A 14,551-nucleotide genomic window follows, 5' to 3' on the forward strand; every position below is an offset into this window, starting at 1 on the left:
CTGTAGGCCCGGCAAGCTTGCGCCGCCGGGCACATCAGAACTAATTCTCGCAGGGCTGATTTTGTGGCTCAGGTTTCGCCACCGCGCGGGCCACCAGCGCGGCAATGATCACCAGCCCCAGCACCACCATCATCGCGCTGCGCAGACCGTAGTGCTCGCCGAGGAAGCCAAGCAGCGGCGGTCCCACCAGAAACGCCAGATAGCCGGTGGTGGCGACCACGCTGACGCGCGTCGGCGCATCCGGGCCGGTATCGCTGGCGGCGGAAATGGTCAGCGGGAAGCCGAGTGATGCCCCCAGTCCCCACAAAATCACCGACACGCCCGCCACCCAGGCGCTGTCCACAAAGATGATCAACGCGATGCCCAGTGCGCCCATCAACGCACTGGCGCGCACCACCGCGACGCGGCTGTAGCGGTCGATAAACCAGCCGCCGGTGAAGCGTCCCACGGTCATACCCAGCGTAAAGCCTGTATAGATGAGCGAGCCGGAGGTCGGGCTGAACCCGTGCCCGTCCACCATCAGCAGCGGCAGCCAGTCATTGGCGGAACCCTCCGCAAAGGCCATCGCCAGCACCACCACGCCGATCAGCATCAGCTGGACATCGCGATAAAAAGGCACGCCTTTACCGCCCTGACCGTTCTCCTCAGAGGAGCCCTTGCCGGTGCCGTCCGGTATGGCGGTGATGGCGATAATAATCGGCATAATGGTGGCCAGCGCCGCCAGCAGAATATGCAGATTAGCGCTCACGCCGAGCGCCGTCAGCCCCATGCCGACGCCTGCGCCCGCCAGGGTACCGAGGCTGTAGAAGCCGTGCATCATCGGCAGCACGGTTTTATCCAGCGCCTGCTCCACTGCCGCGCCTTCGACGTTGATCGCCACTTCGGCAGAGCCGAGGCTCGCGCCAAATACTGCCAGCCCGCAGGCGAACAGCAGCGGCGAGGCGAACCACAGCGCCACGCTTAAGATAATCATGCCGACCACGCTGAAGGACATGGCGGTGCGGATAACGCTGCGGGTGCCGAAGCGCTTAACCAGCCAGCCGGAGGAGAGGACGCCGCTCATCGAGCCGACGGACAAACCGAACAGCACCACGCCCATCCCGGCTGTAGAAACAGACAGGGTGTCGCGTATCGCGGGGGTACGCGTGGCCCAGGAAGCCATTAACAGGCCGGGTATAAAGAAAAACATAAATAACGCCCAGGTGCGGCGTTGCAGTGCCTTGCGGGGCGAGTGCGTCAGTGCGTTCATGCAAAATCTCCGTTGTGAAGCAAAAGTGTACGGCATTCTGCAAAAGAGGGTAAACCCGCAATGTTAATTATTATTGAACCGTTGCCGGGCGTTTTTCCGCAGGCGCAAAGCGGGTTTTACCGTGCGCATGCTCGCCGCCGCCCTGTCCACGCTTAAGCTGGATCACTTCGCCACGCTGCCAGGCATCGGCACCGGGGGCGACCGGGTGCGCATCCAGATCGCGGCGCGATTCGCGGATTTCTTTCGTATTCACGTTAAAAAGGCGATCGCGTTCGGCAAGCAGAGCGGGATCAAGCTGGCCGTCAGCGGTAAAGCCCATCATCAGCGCCGGAATGCCCAGCGGCAGGGTTTTGTCGCGATCGGTGTGCCAGGTGTGCCAGGTTTTACCGTAGGTATTAACGATTTTGCCCATCAGCGCTTTTTCCGCAGGCGCAGGCAAGCCAGGGCCAATCAGGCTGCCCGACATCACTTCATGACGGTGGCTGTGCCAGAGTTTTTTCTCTTCAGGCGGAAGGGTATTGAACAGCCGCTCGCTGATAATGTATTCCACGCCCATCAGTTTGGCATCGCGGGTATTACCGTCGTAAATCACGGCCTGCATCACGTCTTCGTTCAATACGGTGACGTAATGGTGCGCTTCCATCTGCCCATTCTGATCGCCGTTATAAAAATGGAAGCCGTCGAGATAAGTATTGATGGCGTCAATCGGCGGCCTGGACTGCATCACGCTGGCGCCGGATTCCAGCAGCTGCAATTTACCGGAGGTTTCAGCGCCAGGCGCGGTGACTTTTGAGGGTGAACTGCTGCCGCCGCAACCGGAAAGAATAAGGGCAGTAAGGAGGTACAGGGGGAATTTCATCTCAGCTCCGTAAGACTGTTCAGGGTCTAATAACCTTAGACGGTAATGGGATTTACGGGAGCAGTGTGATGAAGAACATGACGTCATTAGCGTGTCTTTATCATTACATAAGATAGCTTTCAGCTTTTTTGTGTTGTTCGATAATATGTTGCCGAACTATTTTTCGGTAATACAGTGTCAATATCGCGCTGATCGCCAGCCAAAATAAACCGGTTTCAAATGTGCTTAGCGCGCCATAGAGTACGGTTTTACTCTTCTCAAAATTGGCAATTTCTTGCGAAATGTACCGGGTATGTTCCTTTCTCCTGAACATGTCGCAAATGAATCCCGTCAGATCCCCGGACAGTCTGCTTCGCTGCGCCAGGGTGTTAACCGGAGTTTTGTCACATTGCTCAGCCGTTACGACTAAGGAGTGACCGGAAAATAGCGATGCGGATTTTGCGCTGTCATGGGTTAAATAAAAGAATTCATTGGTGGGCTTATACACCAGCAATGTCCAGTCCTGCGGTGTTAGCAGGGTTTTAATGTGCATAGCGGAGAGGTATGACGCCGAACCTGCGCCAAAGATGATAAGCAGAAAACCAAAGAATAGATCGGTTCGGGTATTTTTCGGGATCGTCTTTAAGGGAAGGCTGACATAAAAAAGCCGTAGCGGCCATGCCGGAATACCTGCCTGCGAAAGAAATTCCGATTTTCCTTTAATGGGAGCCGTAAGAAACTTTCTTATCAGAAGGAATACAGCGTAAATACCACCAATTAAGCTGAAGATGCCGGTCAGTGTACCCACCGGAGAGGTCATAAATTCGTTAGTGATAATATCTGCGACAGAATCAAAACTCTTCATAGTGCCTCCTTGCCTGGTAATGAAGGTGTCCGGGAGAGGGGGGACGCGCCTGAGGTTCAGGTTATCTTGTCACAAATTTCAGGCAATAAAAAACCCATCAACCTTGAACCAAAGATGGCGGGGTTGATGGGCTCCACAAAATGGGGACATCAAAGAAAAGCAGTGGCAATAGTTATGACTGGCGCTTTGCGGAAAAGTTCTCGCGAAAGCATAAATAATTTGCCACTCCGGTCAGGTTGAGACTTATCCTAGCCCCGGCCAGATAATGATGATCAGCGTACCGGCAAGGGTCAACAGCACGTTGGCGATGGCGTAAGTCCCGGCGTAGCCCAGCGCGGGGATGTTACTGCGTGCGGTGTCGCTGATGATCTCCATCGCCGGAGCGCAGGTGCGTGCGCCCATAATGGCGCCGAACAGCAGGGCGCGGTTCATGCGCAGCACATAAGCGCCAAACAGGAAACAGATCACCACCGGCACCAGGCTGACCAGCAAACCTGCCGCCAGCATCTGGCCGCCGACAGCGCCCAGCCCGTGACCGATACCGCTCCCCGCGCTCAGCCCGACGCCAGCCATAAATACCATCAGGCCGAACTCTTTCACCATATTCAGCGCGCCCTGGGGGATGTAACCAAAAGTCGGATGGTTAGCACGCAGGAAGCCGAGCATGATCCCGGCGAACAGCAGACCGGCGGCGTTCCCGATGCCGAAGCTGAAATTGCTGAACTGGAAGGTGATCATGCCGATCATCAGCCCGACGATAAAGAAGGCGCAGAAGGCCAGCAGATCCGTGACCTGGCTGTGAATGGAGATAAAGCCGATACGGTCGGCGATAGTTTTCACCCGTCGCGCGTCGCCGCTCACCTGCAATACATCGCCTTTGTTAAGCAGAATGTTGTCGTCAATGGGCATCTCAATCTGGCTGCGGATCACGCGGTTAAGAAAACAGCCGTGATCCGTTAACTTCAGCTGCGCCAGGCGGCGACCCACGACGTTATGGTTTTTCACCACGATCTCTTCGGTGACGATGCGCATGTCCAGCAGGTCGCGGTCAAACACCTCTTTACCGTTGCGGAAGCTCGGATCCAGACGCGCATGGGCATCCGGGTAGCCGACCAGCGCGATCTCATCGCCCATCTGCAATACCGCATCGCCATCCGGCGCGGCCAGGATGCCGTTGCGGCGGATGCGCTCGATGTAGCAGCCCGTCTGGCGATAAATGCCCAGTTCGCGCAGGTTTTTACCATCGGCCCACGCCACCAGCTCCGGCCCCACGCGATAGGCGCGGATCACCGGCAGATAGACTTTGCGGCTGGCGTCGGTATCCAGGCCGCGCTCGCGGGCGATTTGCTGGGCGCTGGTCTGTAAATCCTGATGTTGCAGTTTAGGCAGATAACGCGCGCCGACAATCAGGCTGACCAGGCCAATCAGGTAGGTTAAGGCATAGCCGAGGCTTAAATGATCGAGCGCGGTGGAAAGCTGCCCGCTGTCCATACCCGAGTGGCGCAGCGTGTCGCCAGCGCCCACCAGCACCGGCGTCGAGGTCATGGATCCGGCGAGCATCCCGGCCGTCAGACCAATATCCCAGCCGAATAATTTACCCAGACCAAGAGCGATAAGCAGCGCGCTGCCGACCATCACCAGCGCCAGCATCAGATAGTTTTTGCCGTCGCGGAAGAAAATTGAAAAAAAGTTGGGTCCGGCTTCCACACCGACACAAAAAATAAACAGCATAAAGCCTAAATTGAGCGCGTCGGTGTTAATCGCAAAATGCTGCTGGCCCAGTAATAAAGAAACGACTAAAACGCCAATGGAATTACCCAGTTGAATGGAGCCAAGGCGCAATTTTCCGAGGCAGAGCCCGAGAGCCAGTACCACGAATAATAACAGTATGTAATTCCCATTTAACAAATCTGCGACGTTTATATTCACGGAGTCTAACTTCTTGTTTACTTGTAAGCTGTTGAAAGAAATAATAAATTGCGCTAATGTTTTGCTTAAGGCCAGACGTTAATTAAAACAAATTCACTGACCAAAAATAGCCTGCAAACATAATCAGGCCGTAGTTTAGTCGTATTAAGAAACCACGGCTAGTCAGAATCGTGCATGTAAGTGGGTGGGTAATTTGGCAAGGATTGCTGCAAAGCTTTATCTGACCGGGCGTTCCGCAGGAACGCACGAGGCGCTTGATAGAGGCAGTGTCAGGAGGATTGTTTGAAATCTAAACGTGGTTGGGCAAGCGCGTTTTGCTGCTTTCTGCTGTTTATTGTGGTGTGTCTGTCACTGGCGCTGAAGATGAAAGGGGCGTTTCGCGCGTCTGGTCATCCGGAGCTGGGCCTGTTGTTTTTTGTTATACCCGGTGCCGTCGCAAGCTTTGTATCCCGTAAGCGTCAGGTGCTGTTGCCGCTGATGGGAGCGATGCTGGCCGCGCCGCTGTGCTTTGTCCTGATGCGCATGGTTATCGCGCAGGAGCGTGAATTCTGGCAGGAGCTGGCGTGGTTATTCAGTGCGGTTTTCTGGTGCGCGCTGGGGGCGCTGTGCTATCTGTTTGTCAGTAGCATGATGAGTAAAAAGGGGCGGAGTTAACGCCCCTTTTTTATTACTGTTAAGCGAACAGGCCAAGATTGGCTCTGGCGTACGCTTCGAAATCGGTGCAACCGCCAATGTGTTTCTGATCGAGGAAAATCTGCGGCACGGTTTCCACAGGCTTACCGACGGTTTTTTCCAGGTCGGCTTTAGTAATACCTTCCGCGTGAATATCCACATAGCGATAGTTAAAATCATCGCGCTCAGCAGTTAATTTTTCTGCCAGTTCTTTAGCGCGTACACAATACGGGCATCCCGGGCGACCAAAAATTACAGCGAACATACACTCTCCTTAATGCTTGAGGCCTGACGGCGAATGGAACCATCATGGCGATTATGGTCAGGCAGGGAAAGCAGGTTTTACCTGTTGGTCTGATATCGTAAGGCTATGTTTCGCCAAAAGCTGTCAGATAATTTCATCTATAATCGCAGCCTTTTTTACCCGGAGAGATGTAATGACACCGACTATTGACCTGCTGCTTGCCCATCGTTCCATTCGTCATTTTACCGGTGAGCCCATTACCCGGGCGCAGCGCGATGCCATCATTGCTAGCGCACAGGCGGCGTCCAGCTCCAGCTTTTTACAGTGTTCTTCCATTGTTCGCGTAACCGATCCGGCGCTGCGTGAAAAGTTTGTCACCCTGACCGGCGGACAGCAGCATGTGGCGCAGGCGGCGGAGTTCTGGGTGTTCTGCGCTGATTTCAATCGCCACCTGCAGATCTGCCCGGACGCGCAGTTAGGCCTGGCGGAACAGCTGCTGCTTGGCGTGGTGGATACCGCGCTGATGGGACAAAACGCCATGACGGCGGCGGAATCCCTGGGTCTTGGCGGCGTTTACATCGGCGGTATCCGTAACAGCATTGTGGAGGTCACGGAATTACTGGCGCTGCCGAAACATGTGCTGCCGCTGTTCGGCCTGTGTCTTGGCTGGCCCGCGGATAACCCGGACGTGAAGCCGCGCCTGCCTGCGGCCATGGTGGTGCATGAGAATCGCTACCAGCCGGTGGATGATGCTTTACTTGCGGCCTATGACGATGAACTGGCGGAGTATTATCTGACCCGCGGCAGCAATAATCGCCGCGATACCTGGAGCGATCATATTCGCCGCACCATCATTAAAGAAAACCGCCCCTTTATTCTCGATTATTTGCATCAGCAGGGCTGGGCAACGCGATAAATCACGTTCATCCTGCGCGCGCCTGCGTGTATTATACGCAGGCTTTTCCAGGTCTTGTCAGAGAGGTGCAGGGTGAAAATTGCCATATTGTCCCGGGATGGAACGCTCTGGTCGTGCAAACGCCTGCGCGAAGCCGCGATACGTCGCGGTCATCTCGTCGAGATCCTCGATCCGCTGTCCTGTTATATGAATATCAGTCCGGCGGCGTCGTCCATTCATTATAAAGGCCGCCAGCTGCCCTTTTTTGACGCCGTGATCCCGCGCATTGGCTCGGCCATCACCTTTTACGGCACCGCCGCGCTGCGCCAGTTTGAAATCCTTGGCAGCTTTCCCCTTAATGAATCCGTTGCCATCACCCGCGCCCGGGACAAACTGCGCTCGCTGCAACTGCTGGCGCGCCAGGGCATTGACCTGCCGGTGACCGGTATCGCCCACTCGCCGGATGACACCAGCGATCTGATCGACATGGTGGGCGGCGCGCCGCTGGTGGTGAAGCTGGTGGAAGGGACGCAGGGGATCGGCGTGGTGCTGGCGGAAACGCGGCAGGCGGCGGAAAGCGTCATCGACGCCTTTCGCGGGCTGAACGCGCATATCCTGGTGCAGGAGTATATTGAGGAAGCGAAGGGGACAGATATTCGCTGCCTGGTGGTGGGCGATGAAGTGGTGGCGGCTATTGAACGGCGGGCCAAGCCGGGGGATTTCCGCTCTAATCTGCATCGCGGCGGCGCGGCGACGGTGGCGAACATTACGCTGCGCGAGCGGGAAATTGCCATTATGGCGGCGAAAACCCTCGGCCTTGACGTGGCAGGCGTGGATATTCTGCGGGCGAACCGTGGGCCGCTGGTGATGGAGGTTAACGCCTCGCCGGGGCTGGAAGGCATTGAAAAAACCACCGGCGTGGATATCGCCGACCGCATGATCGCCTGGATCGAGCGCCAGGCCACGCCGGATTTCTGTCTGAAAACCGGCGGCTGAGCGGTTTATCGACTTCGGCAATGGTATGGATCGGCATTTTTGCGTAAGCTAATGGCCGCATAATTTTTTAAGAGGTAGCACATTCTATGGATTCACTCGTCGTTCCCGGTCTGGACACGTTACGTCAGTGGCTTGACGAGCTGGGCATCAGTTTTTATGAGTGTGATACCTGCCAGGCATTGCATCTGCCGCATATGCAGAATTTCGACGGTATTTACGATGCCAAAGTCGATCTGGTTGACGACATTATTCTCTTCTCGGCGATGGCGGAAGTGAAGCCCTCAGCGCTGCTGCCGCTGGCGTCCGATCTGTCGGCGATCAACGCCAGTTCGCTGACGGTGAAAGCCTTCCTGGATATACAGGATGATAATCTGCCAAAGCTGGTGGTTTGCCAGTCTTTATTCGCCGCGCCTGGCATTACTTTTAAACAGTTCTCCTGGTTTATGCGCCAGAGCGAAGAACAGATTTCCATGGTGATCCTTGAGGCCAGCGCGCATCAGATGCTGTTTACCAGCGAAGAAGAGGATCCGAACGCCGACGCCGCGCCGCACAATTTTCTTCACTAAGCGCCCCTGATTTAAACGCAGTCGCTGCCATGGCGGCTGCATAATTCCTCGTTTTATTCTGCTTTTAACTATTCTTTAAAGAATATTTCACCCCACTTCAGGCCGTTTCGGCTTATCACATAGACTGATCGTGCATAAAAAATTAGTAAAAGGCGTTTTTTAATCTGACCTATAGCCTCGAACCCTGGCTACAGTTATTCTTGCGGGGCTTCAATAGCATGCAGCGTCTGCCGGGTAATTCAAATTATCCGTTGCAGCGGTGAGTGACAAACTATGCACGATTCTTGCATAGCGTAAAGGCGACGATTTAGTTCGAATGTTAACGAACTTTCCAGAAGGAATGAGATATGACCACCCTGAATAAAAAATGGCTGTCCGGTCTGGTTGCGGGTGCACTGATGGCGGTCACTGCCGGCACCTTCGCCGCTGAACAAAAAACGCTGCATGTCTATAACTGGTCTGACTATATTGCGCCGGACACGGTAGCGAATTTCGAAAAAGAGACGGGCATTAAAGTCGTCTACGACGTATTCGATTCCAACGAAGTGCTGGAAGGCAAATTAATGGCCGGCAGCACCGGTTTTGACCTGGTGGTGCCGTCCGCCAGCTTCCTTGAGCGTCAGCTGACCGCTGGCGTGTTCCAGCCCCTCGACAAGAGCAAACTGCCGAACTGGAAGAACATGGATCCGGAAGTGCTGAAGCTGGTGGCGAAGCACGATCCGGAAAACAAATATGCGATGCCGTACCTGTGGGCGACCACCGGCATCGGCTTTAACGTCGATAAAGTGAAAGCGGCGCTGGGCAAAGACGTGCCGATCGACAGCTGGGATCTGGTGATGAAGCCGGAGAACCTCGAAAAACTGAAAAGCTGCGGCGTGGCTTTCCTGGATGCCCCGGAAGAGATTTTTGCCACCGTGCTGAACTATCTCGGCAAAGATCCGAACAGCTCGACTGCCTCTGACTACAGCGGGGCGGCCACCGATCTGCTGCTGAAACTGCGTCCGAATATCCGTTACTTCCACTCGTCCCAGTATATTAATGATCTGGCGAACGGCGACATCTGCGTGGCCATCGGCTGGGCAGGGGATGTCTGGCAGGCCGCCAACCGCGCGAAAGAAGCGAAAAACGGCGTGAATGTCTCTTACATCATTCCGAAAGAGGGCGCGCTGGCGTTCTTCGATGTCTTTGCGATGCCGACGGATGCGAAAAACAAAGACGAAGCGTATCAGTTCCTCAACTATCTGATGCGTCCGGATGTGATTGCTCACGTCAGCGATCACGTGTTCTATGCCAACGGCAACAAAGCCTCTACGCCGCTGGTGAGCGCGGAAGTGCGTGACAACCCGGCGATCTATCCGCCAGCAGACGTGTTCGCCAAGCTTTACACCCTGAAAGTGCAGGATCCGAAAATCGACCGCGTCAGAACCCGTGCGTGGACCAAAGTGAAAAGCGGTAAATAACGTCATTTGAAATAGTTGCCCGGTGGCGCTTCGCTTACCGGGCCTACAAGTTCGCAGGACCGTAGGCCGGGCAAGCAAAGCGCCGCCCGGCGATACGCACCATGCCGGTGCGTTTGCACTCATATTTGTTCTATGCCGGAGAGCACCCCGTGAATGAGGCTACCCCCCGCCCACAGGCGAAGTCCCGCAAGGCGTTAACGCCGCTGCTGGAGATCCGAAATCTGACCAAATCCTTTGATGGTCAGCACGCTGTCGATGATGTCAGCCTCACTATTTATAAAGGCGAGATCTTTGCCCTGCTGGGGGCGTCCGGCTGCGGTAAATCCACGCTGCTGCGTATGCTGGCCGGTTTTGAGCAGCCCACCACCGGGCAGATTATGCTCGACGGCGTCGATCTCGCCCATGTTCCGCCTTACCTGCGCCCGATCAATATGATGTTCCAGTCCTATGCGCTCTTTCCGCATATGACGGTGGAGCAGAATATCGCCTTTGGCCTGAAGCAGGACAAGCTGCCGAAAGCGGAAATCGCCAGCCGCGTCGCCGAAATGCTCAGCCTGGTGCACATGTCGGAATTTGCCAAGCGTAAACCGCATCAGCTTTCCGGCGGCCAGCGTCAGCGTGTGGCGCTGGCGCGCAGCCTGGCGAAACGCCCGAAGCTGCTGCTGCTTGATGAGCCGATGGGCGCGCTGGATAAAAAACTGCGCGACCGTATGCAGCTGGAAGTGGTGGATATTCTGGAGCGCGTCGGCGTCACCTGCGTGATGGTCACCCATGACCAGGAAGAAGCCATGACCATGGCCGGACGTATCGCCATCATGAACCGCGGTAAGTTCGTGCAAATTGGCGAGCCGGAAGAGATTTACGAGCATCCGACCACCCGCTACAGCGCCGAATTTATCGGATCCGTGAATGTCTTTGAAGGACTGCTGAAAGCGCGTCAGGAAGACGGCCTGGTGATCGACTCGCCGGGGCTGGTGCATCCGCTGAAGGTCGATCCCGATGCCTCAGTGGTGGACAACGTGCCGGTCTACGTGGCGCTGCGCCCGGAAAAAATCATGCTCTGCGAAGATCCGCCTGCCGATGGCTACAACTTCGCTTTAGGGGAAGTGGTGCACATTGCCTATCTTGGCGATCTGTCGATTTATCACGTACGCCTGCACAGCGGGCAGATGATCAGCGCGCAGTTACAGAACGCGCACCGCTACCGCAAAGGCTTACCGACATGGGGCGATGAAGTACGCCTGTGCTGGGATGCCGACAGTTGTGTGGTACTGACGGTTTAAGGAGCGGCGATGAGTATACCTGAAGCACCGGCCCGTGCTGGCAAGCCGGGCGGATTGACGCTGTGGCTGGCGCGGATGCAGATGAGGCACGGGCGCAAGCTGGTCATTGCCCTGCCATACATCTGGCTGTGCCTGCTGTTTCTGCTGCCGTTTTTGATTGTTTTCAAAATCAGCCTTGCGGAAATGGCGCGCGCGATCCCGCCGTATACCGATCTGATGGCATGGGAAGACGGGCAGCTCAGCCTGACGCTGAACATTAATAACTTCCTGCAGCTGACCGACGATCCGCTCTATTTTGAAGCCTATCTGCAGTCGTTACAGGTGGCGGCGGTTTCCACGCTCTGCTGTCTGGCGATTGGTTATCCGCTGGCGTGGGCGGTGGCGCACAGCAAACCCTCGACGCGTAATATCCTGCTGCTGCTGGTGATTTTGCCGTCCTGGACCTCGTTCCTGATCCGCGTTTACGCCTGGATGGGGATCCTGAAAAACAACGGCGTGCTGAATAACTTCCTGCTGTGGCTCGGGGTTATCGATCAGCCGCTGACCATTCTGCACACTAATCTCGCGGTCTATATCGGTATCGTCTATGCCTATCTGCCGTTTATGGTGCTGCCGATCTACACCGCCTTAACGCGCATTGATTATTCGCTGGTGGAAGCCTCGCTCGATCTCGGCGCGCGTCCGCTGAAAACCTTTTTCAGCGTCATTGTGCCGCTGACCAAAGGCGGGATTATCGCCGGATCCATGCTGGTATTCATTCCGGCGGTGGGCGAGTTTGTCATCCCGGAACTGTTGGGCGGCCCGGACAGCATTATGATTGGCCGCGTGCTGTGGCAGGAGTTCTTCAATAACCGCGACTGGCCGGTGGCCTCGGCGGTGGCGATCATCATGCTGTTGCTGCTGATTGTGCCGATCATGTGGTTCCACAAGTATCAGAGTAAAGGCACGGGAGACCACGCATGAACAACTTACCGGTAGTGCGCTCGCCGTGGCGTATTTTGATCCTCGTGCTAAGCTTCACCTTCCTGTACGCGCCTATGCTGATGCTGGTGGTTTACTCGTTCAACAGCTCAAAACTGGTGACGGTATGGGCAGGGTGGTCGACCCGCTGGTACGGCGAGCTGTTCCGTGATGACGCCATGATGAGCGCCGTAGGATTAAGCCTGACGATTGCCGCCTGCGCGGCGACCATGGCGGTGTTCCTCGGCACTATCGCGGCGGTGGTGATGGTGCGTTTCGGGCGTTTTCGCGGCTCGAACGGCTTTGCCTTTATGATCACCGCGCCGCTGGTGATGCCCGATGTCATCACTGGTCTGTCGCTGCTGCTGCTGTTTGTGGCGCTGGCCCATGCCATCGGCTGGCCTGCGGATCGCGGGATGCTGACCATCTGGCTGGCGCACGTCACCTTCTGCACGGCTTATGTGGCGGTGGTGATCTCCGCGCGATTACGGGAGCTGGACAAGTCCATCGAAGAAGCGGCGATGGATCTGGGCGCAACGCCGCTGAAAGTGTTCTTTATCATTACGCTGCCGATGATCATGCCGGCGATTATTTCTGGCTGGCTGCTGGCCTTTACGCTCTCCCTGGACGATCTGGTGATCGCCAGCTTTGTCTCCGGGCCGGGCGCGACCACCTTACCGATGCTGGTGTTCTCCAGCGTGCGTATGGGGGTCAATCCGGAAATCAACGCCCTGGCGTCGATCATCCTTGGCGTGGTGGGAATTGTTGGTTTTATCGCCTGGTATATTATGGCGCGGGCAGAAAAGCAGCGAGTGCGTGACATCCAGCGTGCAAGACGCGGCTGATGGCACTAAAATCTCGTTAAGAACGCAATGCCGCGCCTGTCGCGGCATTTTTTTCGCAGGGAAGATAACGCATTGGATTTAATGAGCAAAAGACCAGGGATGCATGCCCGGCTCAACGTCCCGGCGCTGGTACAGGTGGCGGCTATCGCCATCATCACCACGCGCTGCGTTGACCTGATCATGCTCTTCGACCTGCTGGGCGTGCGCGGCGTGGTGGACTTTGTCCGTCGCAGCGCGCAGACCTGGGATCTGACGCTGATTTTTCTCGGCAGTCTGGTGCTGCTGTTTGTCGAATTTTACTGTGCGTTTTCCATGGGCAAAGGGCGTAACTGGGCGCGCTGGCTCTATCTCTGCTCGCAGATCGTGGCGACCGGCTATCTGTGGGCAGCATCCCTCGGCTATGGCTATCCGGAACTGTTCAGCATTGCCGGCGAATCGAAGCGCGAGATCCTGCACTCGCTGTTTATGCAAAAACTGCCGGATCTGCTGATCCTTTTTCTGCTGTTTGTGCCCTCGCCAAGCCGACGCTTTTTCCATCTGCGTTAACGGTGGTACAATCCCCGCCCCGCAAATTTTAAGGTTTTCATCATGCAGTGCGCACTCTATGACGCCGGGCGTTGCCGATCCTGTCAGTGGATCGAACAGCCCGTCGCCCGACAACTCGACGCCAAAATGGACGACCTCCGCACATTGCTGGAAGGTATGCCCGTAGCCGGGTGGTGCGCACCGGTAAGCGGCCCGGAGCAGGGCTTTCGTAATAAAGCGAAAATGGTGGTCAGCGGCAGCGTGGAAAAACCGCTGCTCGGTATGCTGCACCGTGACGGCACGCCGGAAGATCTTACCGGCTGCCCGCTCTATCCGGCCTCGTTTTACCCGGTCTTTGCGGCGTTAAAGCCTTTTATCGCCCGCGCGGGCCTCACGCCCTACAACGTGGCGCGTAAACGCGGCGAACTCAAATATCTGTTACTCACCGAAAGCCAGCAGGACGGCGGCATGATGCTGCGTTTTGTGCTGCGCTCCGATGCCAAACTGGCCCAGCTGCGCGCAGCACTGCCGGAATTGCAGGCGCAGCTGCCGCAGCTGAAAGTCATCACCGCGAATATTCAGCCGGTGCATATGGCGATCATGGAAGGGGAGCAGGAGATTTATCTCACCGGGCAACAGGCGCTGGCCGAGAACTTTAACGGCGTGCCGCTGTGGATCCGCCCGCAGAGTTTCTTCCAGACCAACCCGCAGGTGGCGGCAAGCCTTTACGCTACGGCGCGGGACTGGGTGCGGGCGCTGCCGGTGACGCACATGTGGGATCTGTTTTGCGGCGTCGGCGGTTTTGGCCTGCACTGCGCCACGCCGGAAATGAAGCTGACGGGTATCGAGATCGCCCCGGAAGCCATTGCCTGCGCCAGGGAGTCAGCCCGGGCGCTGGGGCTGCAAAACATACAGTTTCAGGCGCTGGATTCGACGCGTTTCGCCACCGCGCAGGGCGAGGTGCCGGAACTGGTGCTGGTCAACCCGCCGCGCCGCGGTATCGGCAACGCGCTGTGTGATTACCTGAGCCGTATGGCCCCGCAATTTATTATCTATTCCAGCTGTAATGCGCAGACGATGGCGAAGGATTTGCGCGAACTGCCGGGTTACCGCATCGAGCGTGTGCAGCTGTTTGATATGTTCCCGCATACCGCGCATTACGAAGTGTTGACGTTTTTGGTGCGTGATTAATGCCGGGTGGCGCTTGCGCTTACCCGGCCTACT

15 protein-coding genes are annotated in these 14,551 nt (G+C 56.4%); 10 read left to right on the plus strand and 5 right to left on the minus strand.

Annotated features, from left to right (window positions below):
- Positions 1-40 precede the first annotated feature (40 nt).
- From QRD42_RS11980 to QRD42_RS11995, 4 genes are all read right to left on the minus strand, one after another.
- The gene (locus QRD42_RS11980) at positions 41-1,249 is read right to left on the minus strand and encodes an MFS transporter (protein ID WP_321987210.1); all 1,209 of its coding nucleotides are present in this window, start codon (positions 1,247-1,249) and stop codon (positions 41-43) included.
- 70 nt (positions 1,250-1,319) lie between these two features.
- Complete coding sequence (locus QRD42_RS11985; protein ID WP_321987211.1) at positions 1,320-2,108, minus strand: OBAP family protein; 789 nt, start codon at positions 2,106-2,108, stop codon at positions 1,320-1,322.
- Positions 2,109-2,211: 103 nt separating this feature from the next.
- Positions 2,212-2,952: a DUF6216 family protein gene (locus QRD42_RS11990; protein ID WP_321987212.1), complete on the minus strand. Its 741-nt coding sequence runs from the start codon at positions 2,950-2,952 to the stop codon at positions 2,212-2,214.
- Between the two features lie 243 nt (positions 2,953-3,195).
- Entirely contained in the window at positions 3,196-4,881 is a 1,686-nt protein-coding gene (locus tag QRD42_RS11995; RefSeq protein ID WP_318363524.1) for an aspartate:alanine antiporter, read from the minus strand.
- A 282-nt stretch (positions 4,882-5,163) separates the two neighbouring features.
- Here QRD42_RS11995 and QRD42_RS12000 point away from each other — a divergent pair, with 282 nt between their 5' ends.
- Positions 5,164-5,535 carry an inner membrane protein YbjM gene (locus QRD42_RS12000; RefSeq protein ID WP_072567981.1) on the plus strand — a complete coding sequence of 124 codons (372 nt, stop codon included), beginning with the start codon at positions 5,164-5,166 and terminating at the stop codon, positions 5,533-5,535.
- 19 nt (positions 5,536-5,554) lie between these two features.
- Here QRD42_RS12000 and QRD42_RS12005 read toward each other — a convergent pair whose 3' ends face one another.
- Positions 5,555-5,818, minus strand: a complete 264-nt coding sequence (locus QRD42_RS12005) for a GrxA family glutaredoxin (RefSeq protein WP_072567982.1) — start codon at positions 5,816-5,818, stop codon at positions 5,555-5,557.
- 172 nt (positions 5,819-5,990) lie between these two features.
- On the opposite strand from QRD42_RS12005, the gene nfsA reads away from it, so the two are divergent.
- The 9 genes from nfsA (at position 5,991) to rlmC (ending at position 14,518) form a co-directional block, all read left to right on the plus strand.
- The gene (gene nfsA / locus QRD42_RS12010; RefSeq protein ID WP_321987213.1) at positions 5,991-6,713 is read left to right on the plus strand and encodes an oxygen-insensitive NADPH nitroreductase; all 723 of its coding nucleotides are present in this window, start codon (positions 5,991-5,993) and stop codon (positions 6,711-6,713) included.
- 72 nt (positions 6,714-6,785) lie between these two features.
- Positions 6,786-7,688, plus strand: a complete 903-nt coding sequence (gene rimK, locus QRD42_RS12015; RefSeq protein WP_321987214.1) for a 30S ribosomal protein S6--L-glutamate ligase — start codon at positions 6,786-6,788, stop codon at positions 7,686-7,688.
- An 86-nt stretch (positions 7,689-7,774) separates the two neighbouring features.
- Positions 7,775-8,254: a YbjN domain-containing protein gene (locus QRD42_RS12020; RefSeq protein ID WP_072567985.1), complete on the plus strand. Its 480-nt coding sequence runs from the start codon at positions 7,775-7,777 to the stop codon at positions 8,252-8,254.
- Positions 8,255-8,601: 347 nt separating this feature from the next.
- Entirely contained in the window at positions 8,602-9,714 is a 1,113-nt protein-coding gene (gene potF / locus QRD42_RS12025; RefSeq protein ID WP_072567986.1) for a spermidine/putrescine ABC transporter substrate-binding protein PotF, read from the plus strand.
- A gap of 149 nt (positions 9,715-9,863) precedes the next feature.
- A complete protein-coding gene (potG, locus tag QRD42_RS12030) occupies positions 9,864-10,997 on the plus strand; it encodes a putrescine ABC transporter ATP-binding subunit PotG (protein WP_321987215.1) in 1,134 nt (377 codons plus the stop codon).
- A 9-nt stretch (positions 10,998-11,006) separates the two neighbouring features.
- Positions 11,007-11,960 (plus strand): putrescine ABC transporter permease PotH, encoded by a 954-nt coding sequence (gene potH, locus QRD42_RS12035; protein WP_318374152.1) that lies wholly within the window; start codon positions 11,007-11,009, stop codon positions 11,958-11,960.
- Entirely contained in the window at positions 11,957-12,802 is an 846-nt protein-coding gene (gene potI / locus QRD42_RS12040) for a putrescine ABC transporter permease PotI (RefSeq protein WP_072567989.1), read from the plus strand. Before potH ends, potI begins: the two co-directional genes overlap by 4 nt.
- A gap of 81 nt (positions 12,803-12,883) precedes the next feature.
- Complete coding sequence (locus tag QRD42_RS12045; protein WP_072569426.1) at positions 12,884-13,348, plus strand: YbjO family protein; 465 nt, start codon at positions 12,884-12,886, stop codon at positions 13,346-13,348.
- Positions 13,349-13,390: 42 nt separating this feature from the next.
- Positions 13,391-14,518 carry a 23S rRNA (uracil(747)-C(5))-methyltransferase RlmC gene (gene rlmC, locus QRD42_RS12050; RefSeq protein WP_321987216.1) on the plus strand — a complete coding sequence of 376 codons (1,128 nt, stop codon included), beginning with the start codon at positions 13,391-13,393 and terminating at the stop codon, positions 14,516-14,518.
- Positions 14,519-14,551: the final 33 nt, after the last annotated feature.

Origin of the sequence: Enterobacter sp. PGRG2 (assembly GCF_030291195.1) — a bacterium.
Lineage (GTDB): Bacteria > Pseudomonadota > Gammaproteobacteria > Enterobacterales > Enterobacteriaceae > Enterobacter_D.

What these genes read in the sequence shown, in the direction of transcription:
- potI (WP_072567989.1), top strand. Translation starts at nt 11,957, where the DNA reads ATGAACAACTTACCGGTAGTGCGCTCGCCGTGGCGTATTTTGATCCTC.
- QRD42_RS11990 (WP_321987212.1), bottom strand. Translation starts at nt 2,952, where the DNA reads ATGAAGAGTTTTGATTCTGTCGCAGATATTATCACTAACGAATTTATG.
- QRD42_RS11985 (WP_321987211.1), bottom strand. Translation starts at nt 2,108, where the DNA reads ATGAAATTCCCCCTGTACCTCCTTACTGCCCTTATTCTTTCCGGTTGC.
- potF (WP_072567986.1), top strand. Translation starts at nt 8,602, where the DNA reads ATGACCACCCTGAATAAAAAATGGCTGTCCGGTCTGGTTGCGGGTGCA.
- nfsA (WP_321987213.1), top strand. Translation starts at nt 5,991, where the DNA reads ATGACACCGACTATTGACCTGCTGCTTGCCCATCGTTCCATTCGTCAT.
- potH (WP_318374152.1), top strand. Translation starts at nt 11,007, where the DNA reads ATGAGTATACCTGAAGCACCGGCCCGTGCTGGCAAGCCGGGCGGATTG.
- QRD42_RS11980 (WP_321987210.1), bottom strand. Translation starts at nt 1,249, where the DNA reads ATGAACGCACTGACGCACTCGCCCCGCAAGGCACTGCAACGCCGCACC.
- QRD42_RS12020 (WP_072567985.1), top strand. Translation starts at nt 7,775, where the DNA reads ATGGATTCACTCGTCGTTCCCGGTCTGGACACGTTACGTCAGTGGCTT.
- QRD42_RS12045 (WP_072569426.1), top strand. Translation starts at nt 12,884, where the DNA reads ATGAGCAAAAGACCAGGGATGCATGCCCGGCTCAACGTCCCGGCGCTG.
- QRD42_RS12005 (WP_072567982.1), bottom strand. Translation starts at nt 5,818, where the DNA reads ATGTTCGCTGTAATTTTTGGTCGCCCGGGATGCCCGTATTGTGTACGC.
- rlmC (WP_321987216.1), top strand. Translation starts at nt 13,391, where the DNA reads ATGCAGTGCGCACTCTATGACGCCGGGCGTTGCCGATCCTGTCAGTGG.